Here is a 22,502-nt window from a genome sequence, read left to right on the forward strand (position 1 = left end):
GTAGCAGATGGTTTTGTACGGGACTATCTTCTACCCAACGGCATGACGCAGAGCACGCTTGCGGGGCGGCTTCGCACACGGCACGACAGTGCCCAGACGACCTTCCACCAGCCTCGTCAGGCCGTTGACCAGGCCCGCACGCTCGTCGTCCGGCAACGAACCGAGGACACTGCCCACGACTTCCTCGTACACGTCGTCGGCCTTCGCCACGATCTCGCGCCCTGAGTCGGTCACCACCACAACGCGCGCACGACGGTCCGTCGGCGACGGCCTGCGCTCGGCATACCCGGCGGATTCGAGCGCGTCCATCGTCACGACCATGGTCGTCTTGTCGATGTCGACCACGTCGGCGATCTCTGTCTGCGTGCGTTCCGCGTCCAGAGCGACAGACAACACGCAGCGGGCTCGCGGAGTCAGTCCGATCTCCGCGAGCCTCGCCGTCAACTCTGTCTCCAGCGCGTGAGCCGTCCGATGCAGCAGCATCATCAGGTCAGTACACCCCGTCGTGCCCATGAGCACCACGGTACCAAACTAATCTGGAACGAAACTATTTCTCAGCGGGACTATCGCTCCAGCACGACCACCGATCGCGCCGCGCCGGCCTTCTTCTCGCTGGTCACGGGCTTCCAGTCGCCTGGGGGCAGCGTCACGGCCTGGTCCGTCGGGTACGGGTTGATCACCACGACCAGCCCGCGACGAGCCGGGTCGACGTCCGGCCCGGCCGTGTCGTCGACGTGCATGACGATCACGCCGGACGCCGCGGCCGGGAACGACACCTTCTGCTGCACCAGATCCGCCGACCCCAGGGAGAACAGGGGCGACGACTGCCGGATCCGCAGCAGTTCCAGGGTCGCGTCCAGCGAGGCCTTCATGTCCGCGGAGGACGGCTTCGGCCCGGCCAGCAGCGGCTTCGCGTACGGCCACTTCGACTCGTTGTCGGCCTTCGGCGGCAGGCCGCGGCCGAACCCGTTGTCGCGCAACGACGGGTCGTAGGCGTTGAACCAGTCCCCCGAGTCGTAGCTGTTGCGGTCCAACGACTTCGAGCGCAGGAACTCGGTGCCCGCGTGCACGAACGGCCGCCCCTGCCCCAGCAACGCCGGTGCCAGCGCCACCGTCTGCATCTTCACGCGGTCGGCGGCGGACGTCTCGGGCTTGAGCTTGTAGGTCAACGCGTCGAACAACGTCTCGTTGTCGTGCGCGTCGACGTACGTGATCGCCTCCAAAGGCTGTCCGGTGTACCCGGCGGCAGAGCCGTTGTACTTCACGTCCCGGCCGGCGACGACGGGCCCGGCCGTCGACTGGAAGCGGTACGAGGCCATGTTGCCCGCCATGCCCAGCTTCACCAGGTCGCTGTAGTTCTCCAGCCGCGCGGCCACGTCGCCGTTGGCGGGCGAGGAGTTCACGTCCCCGGCCAGACCGGAGCCAAGACCCTGCACCCGCGGGTCGTCGTCGAACGGACCGCCGCCGCGCACGGCATCACGCAGCCGGTCGCTGAACGTGCCGACGCCCGTGCCGGCCATGTTCGCCTGCGTGGCCTGCTCGAACCGGGCGTTGCCGGCGACCTCGCCGAAGTCCCAGCCCTCGCCGTAGACGCCGATCTTGCGCCCGTCCACGCCGTCACGTTCGACGGTCAGCGCGTCCAGTGCCGCGCGCACCGCGAGGATGTTCGCCTTCGGGTGGTGACCCATCAGGTCGAACCGGAACCCGTCGACCTTGTAGTTGCGCGCCCAGCGCACCACCGAGTCCACGACGAGCTTGCCCATCATGGCGTTCTCGGTCGCGGTGTTCGCGCAGCACGTGGAGTTCGCGACCGAGCCGTCGAGGTTGAGCCGCTGGTAGTAGCCGGGCACGACCTTGTCGAGCACGGAGGTCGGTGCGTCACCGAACGCCGCCGTGTGGTTGTAGACCACGTCCACCACCACGCGGTTGCCGTTGTCGTGCAACGACTTCACCATCTCGCGGTACTGCTTCGAGCGCGCTGCGCCGTTTTGCGCGTCCGCCGTGGCGTACGAACCCTCCGGCACGTCGTAGTGGAACGGGTCGTAGCCCCAGTTGAAGCCGTCCTTGCCCGCGACCGCGCCGACGCAGGCCTGCTGCTGGTCGGAGTCCGCCGGCAGCGAGGGCAGGTCGCAGGCCGGGGTGGCCTGCTCGGAGCGCTTCTCGGGGATCGTCGCGATGTCGAACGTCGGCAGCAGGTGCACGGTGTCCATGCCCGCCGCGGCCAGCGTTTTGAGGTGCTTCATGCCGGTCGAGTCGCGATGCGTGAACGCCTTGTAGGTGCCGCGATCCCCTGCCGGGACGGACTGGTCGTTGATCGAGAAGTCCCGCACGTGCAGCTCGGTGATCGCGCCGCCCATGCCCTTCGCGACGTCCTTCGACCACCCGGCGGGCATCGAGCGGCTGTCCTTGAGGTCGGCGAACTGCGAGTGCGTCGAGTTCACCGAGAGCGCCACGGAGTACGGGTCGGTGACCACGACCGTGCGCTGCCAGTTGGTGACCTCGAACTGGTAGTACTTGTTCTTCCAGTCACCCGAGCCGTTCCACGACCCCGAGGCGTCGTCGCGCTTGAGCTGCACGACCTTCTTCGGTTCGCCGGAAGGCTGGTCGAACAGGCGCAGCTTCACGTTGGACGCGGTCGGCGCCCACAGCCTGACCGACGCGCGGTCGTGGTCGAACGTCGGCCCGAACGTCAGTTTCGTTGCGGCAGCAGCGAACCGATCGTCGAGCACGCCCGCGATCTGCACGCTCGTGCGGTGCCGGATCGCGCCACCCGCGTCGACGTGCACGGCGGAAAGCCTGTCCCGCAACGCCTCGTCCACGAACCCGCGCACGGCGAACACCGGCTTGCCCTTGAGGTGCGGGAACTGCGCCGGAACCTCCTCGGTCGTGGGAGCCATCCGCAGCACCCGTGAGCCGTATTCGAGGCGGTAGCCGTCGGACTGCACGGACGGCACGTCCCAGACGACCTTGTCCTTCGAGATCCAGATCGCCTTGGCCTTGGTCAGGTCGTCGTCGGCGGCCGGGCCGACGCTGGACGGCAGCAGGTAGGTCTCGTTGCCCTGCAACTGCCACACCTCGTTCCCCTTCTGCCCCAGGTCGAGGAACTGGTCGGGGCCCGGATCCTTGGCGTCGCCGCGGTGAACGATGTAGCTCAGGCCCGCCGCGCCGGCCGCGAGCGGCACCGACCAGTAGACGCCGAACTGGTCACGCCCGTCCGGCACCCGTGACTGGTTCCAGCCCGGCGACGGCTCCGCGGAACCCGTCCAGTGGTACATCGTCCAGTCGGTGTAGTCGCCGGCCGCGCGGTTGTAGTGGATCACCGCCCGGTTCTCGGCGGCGGCCTTCGTAGCGTGCACCTTCCCGCCCGCGACCCACGAGTGGCCACTCGTGAACTTGCCGGAAGCCTCCACGGTCGTGCCGCGCACGACGGAGAAGTCGGTGGTGGGCGGAAGTTCCGCGATGCCGTTGGTGAACGGCACGTCAGCCCGTCCGGCAACCCGCACCACCGCATCGGAAGCGTCGCCGACGTAGTGCACGACCGCCTTGCCCGTCGCCGCCTGCTCGGACGGATGCACGGCCGGATCGCCCTGCTTCAGCCAGATCTCGGGCGTCACGCTCGGGTCGACGAACCGGTCGACCGACGTGTCCTTCTCGTCGCCCTTGTGCGCGATGAGCCCGACCGACTTGGCACCCGGCTTCAGCTTGATCCACGCGAAGCGCCCGTAGGCGTCCTCCCCCGCGAACGGCAGCGGGGCGTTCCACTCGGTCGGCGTCTCGACGTCGCCCCAGGCGTGCAGGCCCCAGCCGTCGTAGTTGTCGCGCGCGTAGTGCACGACCAGCCAGTCCGGGTTCTTCGTGCCGGGATCGGGGATCGGCGGCGCGGCCACGAGCGACACGAACGCGCCGTCCGCGCCGATCTCACCGGACTTCGCCACCACGCGCAGCTCGACGCGCTTGCCGACGGCCGCGCCCGGAAGTGCGGACAGGTCGGCGAAAACGCGGTAGGGAGCGGCGTCGTCGGTGCCGAGCACGGTCCAGTCGCGGGTGCCCTCGACACGGGCCGCGAAGGTGGTGGCCGCGTTGGGCGCGCTGATGCCGTCCGCGCGGAGTTCGACGCGCTTGTCCAGCACCGTTCCGGTGGCCGGGGCGACCAGGACGGGCGCGGGCTTCGACTTCGCGACGTCGCTGGTTCCCTTGAGCACCAAGGAGGACAGCGCGGGCACCGTCACCGTGACGCGGCCGTTCTGGACCTGCGCGTTCTCAAAAGCCGAGGACGACACGGGCACGGTGACGGTCGCGGGCGAGGTGCCGGCGTTCGCGACGACGAGGTGCTCGCGGCCGAGGATGCGGCTGAACGCGAAGACGTCACCGTCGGCGTAGCGGAGCACCTGGTTGCCGTCACGCCACACCGGATCGCGGTCGACCTGCGCGGCCAGGGCCTTGAGCTGCTGGTACAGCGGGTGGGTCGGGCTGAAGTTGTCCTGGGCGCCGGTGCGGTCGCTGCCGACGAGCTTCTCCGCCATGTACTCCGGCGTCTTGGAGGCGAACATGTCCTGACGTGCCAGCTTGTCGCCGCCCGTGCCCGCGAAGCCCTGTTCGTCGCCGTAGTAGACGACCGGGTTGCCGCGCCACAGGTACATCAGGGTGTTGCCGAGCTTGAGGCGCTCCAGCAGTTCCGCGTCCGAGATGCCCGGCTTGTCGTTGCGGATCATCCACGCGACGCGGCCCATGTCGTGGTTGCCGAGGAACGTGGGCAGCGAGGAGGCGTTGGAGTCGGCGTCGGTGTACCGGTCGTCGTCCAGCAGCACCTCGCCGAGGCGCTGGGAACCCTTGCCGGACAGGAAGCTCAGTGCGCTGCTCTGGAACGGGAAGTCCAGCGTGGCCTGCATCTTGCCGTCGGTCGTGTACTTCGAGGTGTTCTCCGGGGAGGAGTCGAAGACCTCGCCGAAGACGAAGAAGTCCTTCTTGCCCTTGCGGTTCGCGTACTGCTTCACGTGCGGCGCGAGAGCCTGCCAGAACTCCAGGTTGACGTGCTTGACCGTGTCGACGCGGTAGCCGTCGATGTCGAGCGTGTCGATCCAGCTGGTGAAGATGTCCTTCATGCCGTTGACCACGCGCGGGTGCTCGGTCATCAGGTCGTCGAGGCCGGAGAAGTCGCCCTGCTCGCTCGACTCGCCGGAGAACGTCGAGTCGCCGCGGTTGTGGTAGAGCGTGGAGTCGTTGAGCCACAACGGGTACTTCGTCTGGCCGTCCTTGACGGGGGTGTACGGGAAGGACTTCTGGGCGTCGAGCTTCGGGAAGTCCTTCTTGCCCGCGTAGTCCGCGATGTCGAACGGCTTTCCGTCGGCGTCCAGGTACGGCTGCGCGCCCGTGCTGACGTACTGGGTCTTGTTCTCCGCGTACTTGATCACGTCGGCGGTGTGGTTCGCGACGATGTCGAAGAAGACCTTGATGCCACGCCGGTGCGCGTCCTTGATCAGGTCGCGCACCTCCTGCGTGGTGCCGAAGTGCGGGTCCAGCTTGGTGAAGTCGAGCGTCCAGTAGCCGTGGTAGCCGGCGCTGTCGCCCTGCACCCAGCGGTTGAGGAACATCGGCGTCATCCAGATCGCCGTGATGCCCATGCCGTCGAGGTAGTCGAGCTTCCCGCGCAGGCCCTTGAGGTCGCCGCCGTGGTAGAAGCCCTTGTCAGCGGGGTTGAAGCCGTTCTCGGCGGCGTTCGAACGGCCGCGGTCGTTGCCCGGGTCGCCGTTCGCGAACCGGTCGGGCATCACGAAGTAGAAGCGCTCGCCCCGCAGGTCGTCTCGCTTGGGCGGCAACGCGAGTCTCGCGTCCCCGTCGCGCACACCGGGCGCTATGTCCACCACCTCCCCCACGGCCAGACGTTGCGGTGGTGCGGCAACGGCCTGAACGGGTGTGAGGGGCAGCAGAACCAGTGCAGCGAGCGCGGCGACGACCCGACGCATCGCGACCTCCTTGTCGCAAACTCTTGCAGGGTTGCTGCACGAAACCACGACAAACAGCGGGAAACAATACGTCGGGCGTTGCAAATGTTTGCGATCAGCCCGCCGGACGCTTGTAGGTGATCGCCATCCGCAGCGGATGCGAGCGCCACTCGTTGACCGCCATCCCGGCGATCAGGCCGATGCCCACGACGGACTCCCGGGTCGCGGGCGCGCTGCGGCTCGGTGAGCCGGCGAGCGGTCCTTCGGTGGGCGTCGGCGAGAACTGGGCGATGGCCATCGGCTGTCCATCGTGCGGCTGCACGGCCAGCAGGACGTGCGGATCCACCTGCTCGCCCTGGTTCTCGATCGGTTCGAGGGAGAGGTACTCGCCGCGTTCCGCCGCCTCGCCGCACATCTGACCGGCCCACCGGAAGGCGTCCAGGACGTCCTCGTCCGAGAGCTCGGCGTCCGCCTGGTGCAACGTGACCTGGGTCAGGCGCGTGCCGTGCGCGGTCATCTCGCCGCTGGTGGTGAAGCGGTCGGGAATCATCACCTCGCCCGTCTCGGGGTCGATCATGAGCATGTCGCGGAACCTGGTCTCGGCGAGCGGCGACCGGCCCATCAGGCCACGGCCGAGCATCTCCCGCAGCTTCGGGTCCGTCATCCGCCAGAACGTCGTCTCCTCGCCGATCTGCAGGCCGACGAAGTCCTTGACCGGCAGGCTCGGCAGCGCGGTCACCAGCGTCTGACCTGGCGCGACCGGTGGCGGCGACTGAACCTGGAACGGCGGCAGGGAGGCGAACTGCGGATCCACCTGTGCCGTGCGGACCACGTGATGCGCCCACGCCCGTGCGCGCGACAACGGGTGGTCGGGGAACCGTGCGTCGTGGCGCGGGTCGTCGCCCGCGTGGAACGGCAGCACGCCCTGCAGCTCAGGCGCGTACGGGTGCGGCTTGATCCAGTTCTGGAACCCGATCTCGGCGGCCAGGATGGCCTCGCGCGTGCCCGTCATGCCGCGTTCCATCGCCCCGAGCTGCAGCACCGCGCTGCAGTTGGCCTTGGGGATGGTGAAGGAGCAGACGAAGCCCTGCCCGTTCGGCTGGTTCGGCAGCGGCATCTTGACGATCCGCAGCAGCGCGGGCACCCCGCCGAGCTGGACGACGTGCGCCTCGATCAGGCAGCCGGTCTCGCCGTGGATCAGGGCGAGGTGGTGCCTGAGCCTCTGCAGGTCGTCCAGCCCGGCGGGTAGATCCGGGACCACGCCGTAGTAGGTCAGTTCGGCCTGGTCACCGCTCGGGTGCTGCCAGTTGTTCTGGTCGAGCTGACGGAAGCCGGAGGTGTCGAACGAGATGGGCACCCACCGACACTACGTCTCGCGTCAGGCGGCCCTGAGCGTTTTGGACCAGAGCGAAGCGCCGGTCGCGTCGCGCAGCCACACCGTGAGCTCGTGCTGCGACGCCTTGACCTCGCCGAAGTGCTGGAACCCGTCCAGCGGCGTGGTGTTGGCGGCGGGCGGGGCGTGCACGAACACGGCCTGCGGACCGAACGTCGGGTCGAGCGTGTTGGGTCCGAACGCGCCGGCGTGCAGCGGGCCGGACACGAACTCCCAGAACGGGTCGAAGTCACCCACGGCCGCGCGGTCGGGCGAGTAGTGGTGCGCGGCGGTGTAGTGGACGTCCGCCGTCAGCCAGACGGTGTTCTTGACGCGGCGGCGCTTGAGTTCCCTGAGCACCCAAGCGATCTCGTGCTCACGGCCGTTGGGGGCGCCCGGCAAGCCGTTCGCGACACCTTCGATGTCATTGCCGTCCGGCACGGTGAGTCCGATCGGCAGGTCCGCCGCGATGATCTTCCAGGTGGCGGTGCTGCGGCTGAGCCCGTCGACGAGCCACTTCGCCTGCCGGGCGCCGAGGATCACGCCCGGCTGGTCCTTGGGCGAGGTGTTCTTGTCCTTGTAGGTGCGCATGTCGAGCACGAAGATCTCGACGTTCCGCCCGTACGCGAACTTCCGGTAGACGCGGCCGTCCACCGCGCGCTTCTGGTCGATCGGCATCCACTCGTGGAACGCCTGGAAAGCGCGCTGTGCCAACACGTCCACGCGCTTCTCGGTGTACTGCGGAAGTTCCAGGATCTCGCCGGGGTACCAGTTGTTCGTGACTTCATGATCATCCCATTGTGCGTAGACCGGCACCTGGGAGGCGAAGCGCTTCACGTTGTCGTCGAGGAAGTTGTAGGCGAACTGGCCGCGGTACTCGTCGAGCGTCTCGGCCACCTTGGACTTCTCCGGCGTGACCACGTTGCGCCAGATCCGGCCGTCGGGGAGCGTCACGCTCGCCTGCATCGGGCCGTCGGAGTAGACGCTGTCGCCGCTGTGGATGAAGAAGTCGGGCCTGCGGTCGGCCATGGCCTTGAAGATCGGCATACCGCCGATGTCGGGGTTGATGCCCCAGCCCTGGCCCGCGACGTCACCGGACCACACGAACCGCACGTCGTCGCGGCCGAGCGGGGCGGTGGTGAAGCTGCCCGTGACGGGTTCGCTGCGGGTGCGGCCGTGCAGGTCTTCCGCCGTGACGCGGTAGTAGGCGGGGCGTCCCGGCAGCAGGCTCGACACCCTGACCTGCCCGGTGCCGCCGGTCTCCGGAGTGAGCAACGGGCCGCGGACCCGGCGGGAGAAGCGGAAGCTGGGGTCGTTGGACACCTCGACGAGCATCCGCGAGGGACGGTCGGCGCGCGTCCACACGATGCCGCCGTCCCAGGTGACGTCGCCGGACTGCACGCCGTGGGGGAGGATCGGGCGGTCGGTCTTCGCGAGGCTGATGCCCGAGGGCACCAGCGCCGCGGCCGTGCCCAGTGCGCCTGCCTTGAACAACGTGCGACGGTCGAAGGTCATGCGCGGTTTCTAGTCGCCGGTTCTGGCCAGTTCTGAAACCCGAGGTGAACTTCAGCAGCGCAGGTCTGTCCAGCCGCTGACGTAGCCGCCCGGCACGGTCTCGGCGTGAGCGGTGCCCATTCCCGCGGACAGCAGCGTCGCGGCCAGTGCGGCGGCGATGGCGAATGGCTTTCTCACGGCCGCGACGCTCGCGCATTTCGGTTGTGCGGCGGTAAATCCGTTATGTGAGGCGCTTGAGCCAGTCCGTGATGATCTGGCGCGTCGCCGGCGTGGCGTGCACCCACGTCTGGTGGTTGTGGTCGGTGTACTTGACCACGAGCCAGCGGCCGTCCTCGAAGTCGATCGTGGTGAGGAAGGTCTTGGCGCGCTGCCTGCCGTCGCCGTTGCGCTTCGCCGCGTACAGCTTCGCCGTGCCCTGGCGGGGCTGGGCGAGCAGCTGGCGCAACGAGATCGACGGCGACGCCTTGCCCGGCTGGTGCACGTTGATCTCGGTCGCGTGCACGTTGATCGACGCACCACGCCCGGCAGGCACGTCCGGCAACTGCATCGCGAGGACCTCCGGCGCGTTGTCCGGCCGGATCGGGTGCAACTGCACGAACCCGTTGTCGTGCACGGCAAGCACACCGTGCTGCGAGTTCGCCGCCACGACCACGGGCCTGGTCTCGTTCGGAGTGACCGCGATCCAGGCCGAGTAGTCGTGCTCCGCCTTGGCGATCAGGTGCAGCGTCCCCCGGACGTCGGGGTGGTCGAGCCCGACCCGGCGCAGCTCACCGATGACGTCGCGCTCGATGAGCACGCGTTCGTCCTCGGTCTCACCGGGCGAGTCGACGGACAGCGCGGGGTGGTACTCCCCCAGCTTCTCCTGCTTCCACAGGACGTCGAAGGCGAGGTCGGACAGTTGGATGGACGACCGAAGCACGTCACCCCCCGATCGTCGGCGGTGCGACCATCGGCATGTCACCGATGATCTCGTTCGTGTTCTCCTCGGTGATGAGGTAGTCGGCGGACTTGTGTTCCAAGTCGTCCTCGCCCTGGCCCTTCTGGCCCTGACCACCCATCCCGCCCATACCTGCCGCGCCTGCGCGACCAGCCGTGCCTGCCGCACCACCCCGACCGGCCGCGTTGGCACCGGTCTCGCCCATGCCGCCGAACACACCGGCCTTGCCGCCGGGCTGCTGGGTGGACGTGCCACTGGCCGTTCCACTGCCACCGAGGCCGCCGCCGAACTTGCCCGCACCGCCCGCGCCCGCGCCTGCTCCGCCGAACTTGCCTGCTCCGCCGGGACCGCCGGTGCCACCGGGGCCGCGACCGGGGCCGGTGCCACCAGGTCCGCCGGGGCCACCCGTGGTGGGGCGGACGGGCACGCCCATGGGCGGGAGGCCGGTGTTGTTCGGCCTGTCGATCACGCCGCCGACCGGGGGCTTGCCGGTGAGGTTGTCACCGACGGAGGGCCTGCCGGTGTTGCTCGTGTTCGTGTTGTCGGACGAGCTGGTCGTGGTGGTGGTCTGGTCGCCGTTCGTGGTGGGCACGGTCCAGCCGGTGCCGGTCGTGCTCTGCGGCGTGCTCGTCGAGGAACTGCTCGAGGTGTTGGACGTCCGCGTGGTCGTGGTGTTGTTGTTCGTCGTCTTGTCGTCACCGTTGTTGCCGCCGGTGTCGGCGATCTCGACCACGAGACTGTCAGTCGTGACGCCGGGGAACTCCTTCGGCAGCTCACCGCGGTTGGTGTTGCTGGCGCTCTGGAACTCCTTGTAGACCTCGCGGTTGTGCTTCTCTTCAGCGTTGTAGCTGTTGACCTTGTCCTCGGTGTCGGTGTCCCAAGGGGTCGCGTCGTCCCAGAAGCTCGTGTCCGGCTTGGCCGCCGGCATGTCCTTGAGCTGACCCTTGTTCAGGTTGAACTGGTAGACCTGGTTCGAGATCGAGTGATCGGCCTGCCGCAGCGCGTCCTGCATCTGGATCATGGCCTGGTTGATCGGGTTGGCCGCGGTCTGAGCGGCGTTCGCACTCGCTCCGGTCCACGCCTCGCCGAGCGTCTCGCCGACCCTCTTGAGCCTGGCCTCGATGCCCGCGTAGCCGCGCTCCAACGCCGCGGCGGTGGTCGCCGCCGCCTGCGCCGACCCCGTACCGGGACCGCTGGTCATCTGGGAGTAGATCTGCGCTCCCGAGAACCCCTCGGCTCTGGTGTTGTCCTCGGTGAAGCAACTGGGCGCGGGCCGTGTCATTTCGCACCTGCCTTGATCGTCGTTATGGCGAGATTGGCGAACTCGGTGATAGCGGCACACGGGTCGGCGAACCTTGGACTGCCTTGGTCGCTCTGGAGCGAGATGAGCAACGCCTTCTGCTCGGAGACCCCGACGAGCACGGAGCAGTAGCCGTTCTTTCGGCTGTCGGCGACCAGCGCCATGTAGGTCGGGTAGCCCTGGATCGCGGGCAGCGACTCGAACGTCTCGTACGTCGTGTCCTTGTTCGGGAGGATGGTGGAGAGGTTCGTACCCTCCGGCAGAATCGTCACGCTGGGGGCCATCTTCGCCGGAATGCTCAATCCCAGCCAGGCACAGGAAGCACCGGGTGAAGTGGTGTTCACCCTTCCAGCCACCCCAGGCAGCCCGAACGCCTCAACCTGAGCCGGAGTGACCGTGCTGCACGGGTCGGCTTCGAAGGCCTTGACGTCGAGCGGGTTCTCGATCTTGGGAGCTCCACCGCTGTCGCTGGTGCTGCTCGACTGAGTGGCGGTGGTCGGCGTGCCGGTCGTGCCACCGCTGTCGCCGCAGCCGGCCAGCAGTGCGAGTGCTGCGATGCCTGCGACGAGGGTTCGGATGCGCAACAGCTCAGTCCTTCTACTTGAGGTTGTCCAGGTTGCCCTGCTCGGTCTGCTCGTACTGCCGCAGCGTGGCCTTCAAGTTCTCGATACGAGTGTCGAGCGTCTTCTGCAACTGCTCGTTGGACAGTTGGTGCCCCTTGCCGGCGGCGCTCGCCCAGTTCGCGTAGACCTGACTCGGCATGTCCTTGCCCGCGCCCTTGACGGCGATCAGGGCTTCACCGGACTTGTGAGCCAGCGCGAGCTCTTCCTTGACGGACTCGTACTCCTTGATCGCGGCGCGCAGCGTCTCCAGATCGACCTTGGTCCCGCTCATCCCCAGTGCCCTCCCTGCAGAATCGTGCGTCTAACAGCATAGCGCCAGGTCGCGGGACCCGTCCCGGTTTCAAAGCACGATCGGGTGAACAAGGCGAGGTAGCCGCAGCATTGCGACGAGCAACGGTACGAACTGCTTTCTCGTTGGTGTTTCCCATCAACGAGAAAGCAGCGGGTATCAGGAAGGAGACGCAGTGGGACCGCATTACTGGTGTACGGCCATCACCGGTAAGTACTCGTGCGAAATCGTGCGGGCACCTACAAACAGTCCGGTCATGACAAGAACCTTCGCATTCACCTGGTGCCCTATGAGCCCGGGAATGGCGTGTACGACCGAACCTCACCGGTCAGGACTGCTGTTCGGCCTGCTGCTGTTGCTGCGCGGGCAGCCGGCCCTCGGCCATGCGCTTGAGCAGGTCCTTGCGCAGCCACAGCAGGTACGCCCAGACGAGCCCGAAGATCACACCGATCACGCCCATCGCCGGCAGCAGCAGCCAGGTGGCGATCAGCAGCACGTGCAGGCCGACGACGGCGCCGATCGCCCACGGTTTGCGGACGAACGCGCACATCGCGATGAACACCGCGATGAAGCCGAACGCGATCCAGCCGACCAGGGAGGTGACGCCGCCGTGCAGTTTGGCGATCACCGGGAGGGCCAGGGCGACGACGATGACTTCGAGGATCAGCGTGCCGGCCATGATGCCCCGGAACGCCTTCATCGGGTCCTTCTTCAGAGGGGCCGGGGTGGTCATGCCGGCTCCTTTCCGAACAGCGCGCGGGCTTCGCCGGCGGTGACGACGGAGCCGGTGACGATCACGCCGCCGCCGGACTGTTCGTCCTCGATGAGGTGGATGGCTTCCTCGATGGCGTCGACCAGGCGGGGGCGTACCTCGAAGCGGTCCTCGCCGAAGATCGGGACGGCGAGACCGGCGAGGACGTCCGGGTCCATGGCGCGCGGGGAGGAGTTGGTGGTGATCACCAGTTCCTGCACGACCGGCTCCAGCGCGGCCAGGATGCCCTCGGCGTCCTTGTCGGACATGACGGAGACGACGGCGACGAGCTTGCGGAAGCCGAACTCCGACTCCAGCGCGCGGGCCAGAGCCGCGGCGCCGTGCGGATTGTGCGCGGCGTCGACGAAGACGTTGGGCGCGGAACGCACTCGTTCCAGGCGGCCCGGGGTGACCACCGAGGCGAAGCCCTCGCGGACCATCTCGATGTCGATCTTGCGCTCGGGGCCCGCGCCGAAGAACGCCTCGACGGCGGCCAGTGCCAGCGCGGCGTTCTTCGCCTGGTGTTCGCCGTGCAGCGGCAGGAAGATGTCCTCGTAGACGCCGCCGAGGCCCTGCAGGGTGATCATCTGGCCGCCTACGGCGACCGCGCGTGACAGGACGCCGAACTCGCTGCCGAAGCGGGCGATCATGGCGTCCACCTCGGCCACGCGTTCGTGGATCACCCTCATCACTTCGGGCGTCTGCTCGGCGACGATCGCTACGGCGCCCGGCTTGATGATGCCGGCCTTCTCCACCGCGATGTCCTCGGGACGGGTGCCCAGGTATTCGGTGTGGTCGATGCCGATCGGGGTGAGCACGGCGACGCGGGTGTCCACGATGGACGTCGCGTCCCACGTGCCGCCCATGCCGACCTCGACGACGGCGACGTCGGCCGGCGCTTCCGCGAAGGCCGCGTACGCCATGCCGGTGAGCACCTCGAACTTGCTCATCCGGATCTCGGACTTGGCGTCCACCATGGCGACGTACGGCTCGATGTCGCGGTAGACCTCGACGTAGCGCTCCGGGCTGATCGGCTGGTTGTCCAGGCTGATCCGCTCGGTCGCGAGCTGCAGGTGCGGGCTCGTGAACCGGCCGGTGCGCAGGCCGATGCGCGTGAAGAGCGCATCGACCATGCGCGACGTCGACGTCTTGCCGTTCGTGCCCGTCAGCTGCACGACCGGGTACGACGTCTGCGGGTCGCCCAGCACGTGGGCGAGCGCCTTGATCCGGTCCAGCGACGGCTCGAGCTTGGTCTCGGGCCACCGCTGGTTGAGCTCGTTCTCGACGTCGAGGAACTCGTCGAGGTTCGTTTCCACGGTGCTTACGCCTCCGGGAGCGCGGCCAGGCGCTCGTTGATGCGGGCGATCTCGGACTCGGCGGTGGCCTTGCGCTCCTCGATCTTGGCCTTGACGTCGGCGGGCGCCTTGGCGAGGAACGCCTCGTTGCCCAGCTTCTTCGTTGTGCCTTCGAGTTCCTTCTGCGCCACGGCCAGGTCCTTCGCCAGGCGCTTGCGCTCGGCGGCGACGTCGATCGTGCCGGACAGGTCCAGCTCGACCTTCACCGCGCCCTTGGGCAGGCCGACCTCCAGCGTCGCCGAGACGGTGAACTCGTCACCGGGCTCGGTGAGCCGCGTCATCGCGCGCACGGACGGGACCTGGTCGATCAGGCCGACGCAGCACGCGCCGCGGACCTTGCCCGCGACCTTCTGGCCCGGCTTGAGGCCCTGCTCGGAACGGAACCGGCGGATCTCGGTCGCGAGCTTCTTCAAGCCCTCGATCTCCGCTGCCGCGTCAGCATCCCGCTCGGCACCCGAGACGGACGGCCACGAGGCGACGACGAGCGACTCTCCACCCGTCAGCGACGTCCACAGCGTCTCGGTGATGAACGGGATCGACGGGTGCAGCAGGCGCAGCAGGACGTCGAGGACGTGGCCCAGGACGGACTGCGTGGCCTCGGCGCGCCCGTCCGCGATCTGGACCTTCGCGATCTCCAGGTACCAGTCGCAGAACTCGTCCCACGTGAAGCTGTACAGCGCCTCGCAGGCACGGGAGAACTGGAACGCCTCGAAGTTGGAGTCCACAGTGGACACCAGGGCGTCGAGCTCGTCGAGGATCCAGCGGTCGGCCGCCGTCAGCTCGGAACGCTCCGGCAGCGGACGGTCCACCGTCGCGCCGTTGGCCAGCGCGAAACGGGAGGCGTTCCACAGCTTCGTGGTGAAGTTGCGGGAGCCGGCCGCCCGCTCCTCGGAGACGGCCATGTCCGAACCGGGGTTCGTGCCGCGCAGCAGCGTGAACCGCGTGACGTCCGCGCCGTAGCGCTCCATCCAGTCCAGCGGGTCGATGCCGTTGCCCTTGGACTTCGACATCTTCTTGCCGTGCTGGTCGCGGATCAGACCGTGCAGGAAGACGTGGTCGAACGGCTGGACCCCGTCCATCGCGTAGAGGCCGAACATCATCATCCGGACGACCCAGAAGAACAGGATGTCGTAGCCGGTCGAGAGAACGGACGTCGGATAGAACTTGCGAAGGTCCTCAGTGGACTCGGGCCAGCCCAGCGTGGAGAACGGCCACAGACCCGAGGAGAACCACGTGTCGAGGACGTCCTCGTCCTGACGCCAGCCCTCACCGGTGGGCACCTCGTCGTCCGGTCCGACGCAGACGACCTCGCCGTTCGGGCCGTAGAAGACCGGGATCCGGTGACCCCACCACAGCTGACGCGAGATGCACCAGTCGTGCAGGTTGTCGGTCCAGTCGAAGTACCGCTTGTTCAGCTCGGCCGGGTGGATCTTGGTGCGACCGTCGCGGACGGCGGCGGACGCGGCCTCGGCGATGGTCTCGACCTTGACCCACCACTGCAGCGACAGGCGCGGCTCGACGACCGTGTTGCACCGCGAGCAGTGCCCGACGGAGTGGACGTACGGCCGCTTCTCCGCGACGATCCGGCCGTCGGCGCGCAGTGCCGCGACGATCGCGGGACGGGCCTCGAACCTGTCCATCCCCTCGAACGGGCCGTGCGCGGTGATGGTCGCGCGGCCGTCCATGATCGTGAGGTTCGGCAGGCCGTGGCGCTGGCCGATCTCGAAGTCGTTCGGGTCGTGGGCAGGCGTCACCTTGACCGCGCCCGTGCCGAACTTCGGGTCGACGTGCGTGTCGGCGACGATCGGGATGCGCCGGCCGGTCAGCGGGAGTTCGACCTCGGTGCCGATGAGGTGCTGGTAGCGCTCGTCGTCCGGGTGGACGGCGACCGCGGTGTCACCGAGCATCGTCTCGGCGCGCGTGGTCGCGACGACGATGGACGCGTCCCCGTCGCCGTAGCGGATCGAGACGAGCTCGCCGTCGTCCTCGCTGTGGTCGACCTCGATGTCCGACAGCGCCGTCTGGCAGCGCGGGCACCAGTTGATGATCCGCTCGGCCTGGTAGATCAGGCCGTCGTCGTACATCTTCTTGAAGATCGTCTGGACGGCGCGCGACAGCCCCTCGTCCATGGTGAAGCGCTCGCGCGACCAGTCGATGCCGTCGCCGAGCCTCTTCATCTGGTCGAGGATCTTGCCGCCGTACTCCTCTTTCCACTCCCAGACGCGCTCGACGAACTTCTCGCGCCCGAGGTCCTGCCGGGACATGCCCTGCTTGGCCAGGTCGCGCTCGACGGCGTTCTGGGTCGCGATGCCCGCGTGGTCCATACCGGGCAGCCACAGGACCTCGTAGCCCTGCATGCGGCGGCGCCTCGACAGCGCGTCCATCACGCTGTGGTTCATCGCGTGGCCCATGTGGAGGCTGCCGGTGACGTTCGGCGGGGGCAGCACGATCGTGAACGGCGGCTTGTCGCTCTTGACGTCGGCCTCGAAGTAACGCCGGTCGACCCACCGCTGGTACAGCTCCGCCTCTACCTCCGCCGGAGTCCACGCGGCGGGGAGGTCAGGACGCTGGGTTGCGGTGTCGAGTTCAGTCACAGCCGTGAAGTCTACGGAGGCCAGGGTCTCGACTTGAAACGAGATACCTGATAACGCCCCCGCGGCAACCGGGAGCCGGTCGACAGCGTGGTTCGGAGTGACCGAAGATGTGCCCCGAACATCTGGGGGGAACGTTGCAGTACGACATTGACGATCATCCTGATCTGAAGGACGCGGCCTGGATCCGCGCCGCGAACAAACGCGCCAAGCGGGACATCCGCAAGCAGCGCCGCAAGGCCAGACGAGGCAGACACAGCGGCAAGGTCGTGTCCGCCATCGCCCTGGTCGTGATCGGCGCGGTGCTGTTCGGGCTCTACAGGGCGGGCAAGTTCGGCGAGGTCTCGATGCCGGACGTGGAGCTGCCGCACACGGGAGCGAACGTCGAGGTCCCGTTCGCCGGCACGCCCGCGGAGCAGTGGCCCGACGGCGACAAGGGCATCGTCGCGCCGGACGCGAATCCGGCGTTCGAGCAGGTCCGGCAGGCGCTCATCGCGTCGCGCCTCGACCCGGTGATGCTCGGCGAGCACAAGCCGGACCGGTTCCTCGCGATGCTGGCGCCGGAGGTGCGCGAGTACGTCGTGAAGGAGATCGCGGGCTGGACCACCCGGCTCAAGCAGGGCACGAAGCTGCTCCCGAACGGCATCAAGGTGTCCGGGAAGATGACTCTCGGGGAGAAGGACGGCTATCCGGCCGTGACGGCGGACTACGTGTTCGCCTACGCGTTCGAGCCGCCGGAGCCGAAGAAGCTCCTCAGCCAGATGGAGATGGTCGCGGCGGTCCGCGAGAAGGTCACCTACTCGATCACTCCCGAAGGACTGTGGCCCTCGGACTCGACGGGTTTCCAGTACTCGATCGCGTGCCAGGCGGCGAAGGACGGTTTCCTCGCGCCGCAGTTCACCGAGCCGCCCAAGCTCGGTGAGGGCGTCGCCGGTGACGAGAAGCAGTACTTCTCCGTGGACGGACAGGTGCCGACCGAGAACAGCTGCGATTGATCACTCTTTCAGAGGTGCCGGACGAGAGTGACGGCGATCACAATTGACCGTCACGGACCGTTCAAACCCCTTGGGGCCCGTGTCGACGGCGCCGCCGCGTTCTTCGGGGGCGCTGGCGGCGCCGACCTCGATCAGCGAACAATGCACGTATGAGCAGCAAGCCCCCGCAGCACGACGTCGACGAGTCCGCGCTCGAAGTCAGCACCCCCAAGACCTGGGCAGCGGGAATTCCCGGTGTTCTCGTGTCGCTCGACCGCGCGGTCGAGCAGATGGGTGTCGGGCGCACGGTCAAGACGTTGCGACTGCTCAACCAGCGTGAAGGTTTCGACTGTCCTGGTTGCGCGTGGCCCGAACCGCAGGGTCACCGCAAGATGGCGGAGTTCTGCGAGAACGGCGCGAAGGCCGTCGCGGAGGAAGCCACCAAACGACGAATCGGGCCCGAGTTCTTCGCCGAGCACTCCATCGAGAGCCTGCGGACGAAGACGGACTACTGGCTCGGCCAGCAGGGCCGGATCACCGAACCGATGGTCCTCAGGCCCGGTGCGACGCATTACACACCGATCAGCTGGGACGCGGCGTTCACGCTCATGGCCGACGAGCTGACATCGCTGTCGTCCCCGGACGAGGCGATCTTCTACACCTCCGGCCGCACCAGCAACGAGGCCGCGTTCCTCTACCAGCTGCTGGTCCGCTCGTTCGGCACCAACAACCTGCCGGACTGCTCGAACATGTGCCACGAGTCGTCCGGCTCGGCGCTGAACGAGACCATCGGCATCGGCAAGGGCTCGGTGTCGATCAAGGACTTCGACCTCGCCGACCTCATCGTGGTCATCGGCCAGAACCCCGGCACGAACCACCCGCGCATGCTCAGCGCGCTGGAGGACGCGAAGAAGAACGGCGCGAAGATCATCGCGATCAACCCGCTGCCGGAAGCGGGCCTGATGCGGTTCAAGAACCCGCAGAACGTCGCGGGCGTCGTCGGCCGCGGCACCGCGCTGAGCGACGAGTTCGTGCAGATCAAGGTCGGTGGCGACCAGGCGCTGTTCCAGGCCGTCGGTCACCTGCTGCTGCAGTGGGACAAGCTCGACAAGACGTTCATCGAAGCGAAGACGCACGGTTTCGAGGCCTACGCGGAGAGCCTGCGCGAGCTCGACTGGGACGCCGTGCTCACCGCGACCGGCCTGACCCGCGAGCAGATCACGCGCGTGGCCGGGATGTTCGTCGACTCGAAGCGCACGATCGCCTGCTGGGCGATGGGCCTGACGCAGCACAAGCACAGCGTGCCGACGATCCGCGAGGTCACGAACGTCATGTTCCTGCGCGGCATGATCGGCAAGCCGGGCGCGGGCCTGTGCCCGGTGCGCGGCCACTCGAACGTGCAGGGCGACCGCACGATGGGCATCTACGAGAAGATGCCGGAGAAGTTCTTGCTGGCGCTGGAGAACGAGTTCAGCATCTCCGTGCCGCGCAAGCACGGTTTCGACACCGTCGACGCCATCAACGCGATGCGCCAAGGCCGCGGCAAGGTGTTCATCGCGATGGGCGGCAACTTCGTCAGCGCCACCCCGGACACCCCGGTGACGGAGAAGGCGCTGGAGCAGTGCTCGCTGACCGCGCACGTCTCCACGAAGCTCAACCGCTCGCACGTGGTGCACGGGAAGACGGCGTTGATCCTGCCCGCCCTGGGCCGCACCGAGAGCGACGTGCAGCACTCGGGCGAGCAGTTCGTGACGGTCGAGGACTCGATGTCGGTCGTCCATCGATCCCGCGGCCGGCTCAAGCCCGCGTCGGAGCAGCTGCTGTCCGAGGTCTCGATCGTCTGCCGGCTAGCCCGTAAGACGCTCGGCGCCTCGCACCCCGTGGCGTGGGAGGAGTTCGAGAAGGACTACGACGTCGTTCGCGAGCACATCTCCCGTGTCGTACCGGGTTGCACCGACTACAACACGCGCGTGCGTCAGCCCGACGGTTTCGTGCTGCCGCACCCGCCGCGTGACTCGCAGGAGTTCGCGACGGCGACCGGCAAGGCGAACTTCACGGCGAACGAGATGACGGTCATCGAGATCCCCGAGGGCCGCCTGCTGATGCAGACCCTGCGCAGCCACGACCAGTACAACACCACGATCTACGGCCTGGACGACCGCTACCGCGGCGTGAAGGACGGCCGTCGCGTGGTGTTCGTGAACCCCGACGACATCAAGGCTTTGGGGTTCTCCGACGGGCAGATGGTGAACATCATCTCGGAGTGGAAGGACGACCCGACGGGCGTCGTCGAACGCCGCGCCGAGTCGTTCCGGATCGTCTCCTACTCGACCGCGCGGGGATGCGTGGCCACGTACTTCCCCGAGGCGAACCCGTTGGTGCCGCTGGACTCCAAGGCGGACATCTCGGGAACGCCGACCTCCAAGTCGGTGATCGTGCGCCTGGAAGCTATTTGACGATCACCGTGAGTGGCCCTTTCTTCTACTCGACAAGCACCGTGTAGTTGCTGGCACCGCCGTTGGGTCCCAGTTGGACCTCCCCCGCCCGGAAACCCTTGGCGTACAGGCGGAAGGTCTTCGGGGACCCTTCGGTGTTGACCAGCTGCAGGCCGCTGTCGAGCCACAGCGCGTCCATCCACGGACGTTTGCCGAGCCGCGTGTCGACCGCGACGTAGACCAGCGCGTCGCGGTTGATCGTGAAGCGCGCCAACGGGTTCTGCGTCGCGGACTTCGAGTCGTTGGCCGTGCGGATCCACTTCACTCCCGTCACCTCGGCTGGCACGGCACTGAACGTGAAGTCGCGGTCGCCGTACTGCGCGACACCCGTGCGCAGGCCGGTCCGCACCGACCAGTCGCCCGCGTTCCCGGTGTCCGCCACGGTCAGTCCGCTCAGTTCCAGTTCCGCGGGCTGGTCGCCGACGGTCAGGATCGCGACGGCCGACCGCGTGATCTGACCGGCCGTGCCGATGACGTTGATGTTCGTGGAGCCGTGCGGTGTGTCCGGCAGCGTCGCCACGGTCATCGTGGACGTCTGACCTGGGTTGATCGTGGGCGGACTGAACTGCACCACGGTCCCGGCGGGCACGTTGTCGGCGTCGAGACTGATCGGGCCCGGCGAACCGGTCGAGGCCGCGCTGACGGTGAACGATGCCGTCTCCCCCGGTTCGACCACGCGTGACGCGGGGTCGACGGCAAGACTGAAGTCGTTCCCGCACTTCTCGGTGGAGCCGGTGTTCTGCACGCGTGGCGAACCTGAGTTGCGGACGCAGAAACCGTTGGTGTTGCGGAAGAAGAAGTCTGTCGGACTGCTGGTGCCCCGCTCCCAGCCGAACGTGTCGAAGGTGAGGTCGGTGGAGTTGTCGGCGATCACCGCGGGCCGGCCGTCGTTGCTGGTGAACGACACGGCGCTGTTGAGGAACTTGATGCGGTCGGCGTAACGGACGTACCAGCCGTAGGCGGGCCGGGTGCCGATGCTGTTCGGGTTGTAGTTGGTGCGGTCGTTGCTCGGCGGGTTCGTCGACATGGTGCCGTTGCCGCCGGGCACGTTGATCTTGACGTTGGTGAAGGTCACGTCGGTGACGTGGCCGTCGACGTCGCCCATGATCGTCGGGCTGAACGACGGCGAGGCGCCGTTGATCGTGATGTTGTCGTAGGTGATGTTCTTGATGGTGCCGACGCCGGGACTGTTGCCGCAGCGTTTGCGGGCGCCGACCTTGAGCATGATCGGCGACCGCACGCCGCTGACGGTGATGTCCTTGTAGTGCACGTCGGAGATGACCGAGCCGTCCATCGAGACGAGCCCGAGCCCTGACTTGTTCGAGCCCTGGATGTGGATGCGCTGGAAGTCGTAGCCGGTGAAGTCGCCGCACGTCTCCGAGCCGAACATCAACGCGTTGCAGCACCCCGCGCTGAGCTTGGTGTCGTAGACCTTCACGTTGCCGTTGCTCAGCTTCTGGCCGAGGGCGTAGTCGCTCTTGAACGCCAGCGCGTCGTCGTTGCCCGCGAAGTTGCCGTTGGTGATCGTGACGTTGGTGGTGCTGATGACGTTCCAGCCGTCGCGGTCGCTCGCGGTGTCGATCGTGAGCCGGTCGGACACGACGTTGCGGCAGCCGTTGATCAGCATCGCGAAGTGCCCGCCGCGGCGGAGCTTGATGCCGCTGACCGTGAGGTTCTCGCAGCGCGTCAACGAGATGATCTTGTCAGCCTGCCCGCTGTCCGGGTTGCCCGTGATCAGCGCGCCACCGCCGTCGATGGTGCCGGAGCCGACGAAGCCGATGTTGGTCAGCCGGTCGCCCCAGATCATGGCGTTGTGGAAGTGGCTGTGCCCGTAGTCCTGGTACTTGTCGTTGGGGTTGGGCTCCGGCTTGTCGTAACCGCTGCCGCTCGCGCCCATGATCGTGGCGCCGGAGTCGAGCTGGAGCGTGACGTTGCTCTTCATGTGGATCGAGTTGGGCGAGCGGTACGTGCCGGACGGGAACCGCACGGTCCCGCCACCCGCCGCGTTCGCCGCCGTGATCGCCCTGTCGATGGCCGCTGTGTCGTTCGCGCTGCCGTTGCCGGCGGCCCCGTAGTCCTTGACGTTGAAGTCCGCCGCCTGCGCGGGTTCCGCCAGCATCATGATGCCCAGCAGTGCCGCGGTCACCGCCACGCCGAGTCTCCGTAACACCGATGTCCTCCCCGTTGTAACGTCGTGAAAACGTTTACGGCGGCGGGGAGGTCACACGCTACGCCGGTCGAACGCGACCGAACAGCCTCCAGCGGCGGCGACCTGTCGCGAGCAAGCCTCCGCCGACCCGCTGCTCGGGTTGCGTGGCCTCCTCAGGTGCGCGAACGAGCCTGCGCGCGGCCGCGTCG

The 22,502-nt window shown here is 67.6% G+C and carries 15 protein-coding genes; 2 read left to right on the forward strand and 13 right to left on the reverse strand.

The features are described 5' to 3' along the window. Positions 1-30: 30 nt before the first annotated feature. The 12 genes from SK854_RS46900 to SK854_RS46955 form a co-directional block, all read right to left on the reverse strand. On the reverse strand, positions 31-513 hold the full coding sequence (locus SK854_RS46900) for a MarR family winged helix-turn-helix transcriptional regulator (protein WP_319981691.1): 483 nt from the start codon (positions 511-513) through the stop codon (positions 31-33). 50 nt (positions 514-563) lie between these two features. Beyond that, positions 564-5,963: a pullulanase-type alpha-1,6-glucosidase gene (pulA, locus tag SK854_RS46905; RefSeq protein ID WP_319981692.1), complete on the reverse strand. Its 5,400-nt coding sequence runs from the start codon at positions 5,961-5,963 to the stop codon at positions 564-566. 94 nt (positions 5,964-6,057) lie between these two features. Next, a complete protein-coding gene (locus SK854_RS46910) occupies positions 6,058-7,299 on the reverse strand; it encodes a hypothetical protein (protein WP_319981693.1) in 1,242 nt (413 codons plus the stop codon). Positions 7,300-7,320: 21 nt separating this feature from the next. Further along, on the reverse strand, positions 7,321-8,829 hold the full coding sequence (locus SK854_RS46915; protein ID WP_319981694.1) for an alkaline phosphatase D family protein: 1,509 nt from the start codon (positions 8,827-8,829) through the stop codon (positions 7,321-7,323). Positions 8,830-8,880: 51 nt separating this feature from the next. Beyond that, the gene (locus tag SK854_RS46920; protein WP_319981695.1) at positions 8,881-9,006 is read right to left on the reverse strand and encodes a hypothetical protein; all 126 of its coding nucleotides are present in this window, start codon (positions 9,004-9,006) and stop codon (positions 8,881-8,883) included. A gap of 43 nt (positions 9,007-9,049) precedes the next feature. Continuing rightward, positions 9,050-9,748 (reverse strand): ESX secretion-associated protein EspG, encoded by a 699-nt coding sequence (locus tag SK854_RS46925; RefSeq protein WP_319981696.1) that lies wholly within the window; start codon positions 9,746-9,748, stop codon positions 9,050-9,052. A 1-nt stretch (position 9,749) separates the two neighbouring features. Next, positions 9,750-11,048: a hypothetical protein gene (locus SK854_RS46930; protein ID WP_319981697.1), complete on the reverse strand. Its 1,299-nt coding sequence runs from the start codon at positions 11,046-11,048 to the stop codon at positions 9,750-9,752. Further along, the gene (locus SK854_RS46935; RefSeq protein WP_319981698.1) at positions 11,045-11,650 is read right to left on the reverse strand and encodes a DUF3558 domain-containing protein; all 606 of its coding nucleotides are present in this window, start codon (positions 11,648-11,650) and stop codon (positions 11,045-11,047) included. The genes SK854_RS46930 and SK854_RS46935 overlap by 4 nt, the downstream gene beginning before the upstream one ends. 13 nt (positions 11,651-11,663) lie before the next feature. Beyond that, the gene (locus SK854_RS46940; RefSeq protein ID WP_319981699.1) at positions 11,664-11,960 is read right to left on the reverse strand and encodes a PE domain-containing protein; all 297 of its coding nucleotides are present in this window, start codon (positions 11,958-11,960) and stop codon (positions 11,664-11,666) included. A gap of 346 nt (positions 11,961-12,306) precedes the next feature. Continuing rightward, positions 12,307-12,711 carry a DUF4233 domain-containing protein gene (locus tag SK854_RS46945; protein ID WP_319981700.1) on the reverse strand — a complete coding sequence of 135 codons (405 nt, stop codon included), beginning with the start codon at positions 12,709-12,711 and terminating at the stop codon, positions 12,307-12,309. Further along, positions 12,708-14,045: a bifunctional tetrahydrofolate synthase/dihydrofolate synthase gene (gene folC / locus SK854_RS46950; protein ID WP_319981701.1), complete on the reverse strand. Its 1,338-nt coding sequence runs from the start codon at positions 14,043-14,045 to the stop codon at positions 12,708-12,710. Before folC ends, SK854_RS46945 begins: the two co-directional genes overlap by 4 nt. Before the next feature lie 5 nt (positions 14,046-14,050). After that, complete coding sequence (locus SK854_RS46955; RefSeq protein WP_319981702.1) at positions 14,051-16,678, reverse strand: valine--tRNA ligase; 2,628 nt, start codon at positions 16,676-16,678, stop codon at positions 14,051-14,053. Between the two features lie 134 nt (positions 16,679-16,812). Between SK854_RS46955 and SK854_RS46960 the strand changes: the two genes are divergently transcribed. Then, the gene (locus SK854_RS46960; protein WP_319981703.1) at positions 16,813-17,670 is read left to right on the forward strand and encodes a hypothetical protein; all 858 of its coding nucleotides are present in this window, start codon (positions 16,813-16,815) and stop codon (positions 17,668-17,670) included. Between the two features lie 149 nt (positions 17,671-17,819). Beyond that, positions 17,820-20,105, forward strand: a complete 2,286-nt coding sequence (locus SK854_RS46965; RefSeq protein ID WP_319981704.1) for an FdhF/YdeP family oxidoreductase — start codon at positions 17,820-17,822, stop codon at positions 20,103-20,105. A 25-nt stretch (positions 20,106-20,130) separates the two neighbouring features. On the opposite strand, the gene SK854_RS46970 is transcribed toward SK854_RS46965, so the two are convergent. Further along, the gene (locus SK854_RS46970) at positions 20,131-22,314 is read right to left on the reverse strand and encodes a glycosyl hydrolase family 28 protein (protein ID WP_319981705.1); all 2,184 of its coding nucleotides are present in this window, start codon (positions 22,312-22,314) and stop codon (positions 20,131-20,133) included. Positions 22,315-22,502 lie beyond the last annotated feature (188 nt).

It is taken from the genome of Lentzea sokolovensis (genome assembly GCF_033949975.1).
Lineage (GTDB): Bacteria > Actinomycetota > Actinomycetes > Mycobacteriales > Pseudonocardiaceae > Lentzea > Lentzea sokolovensis.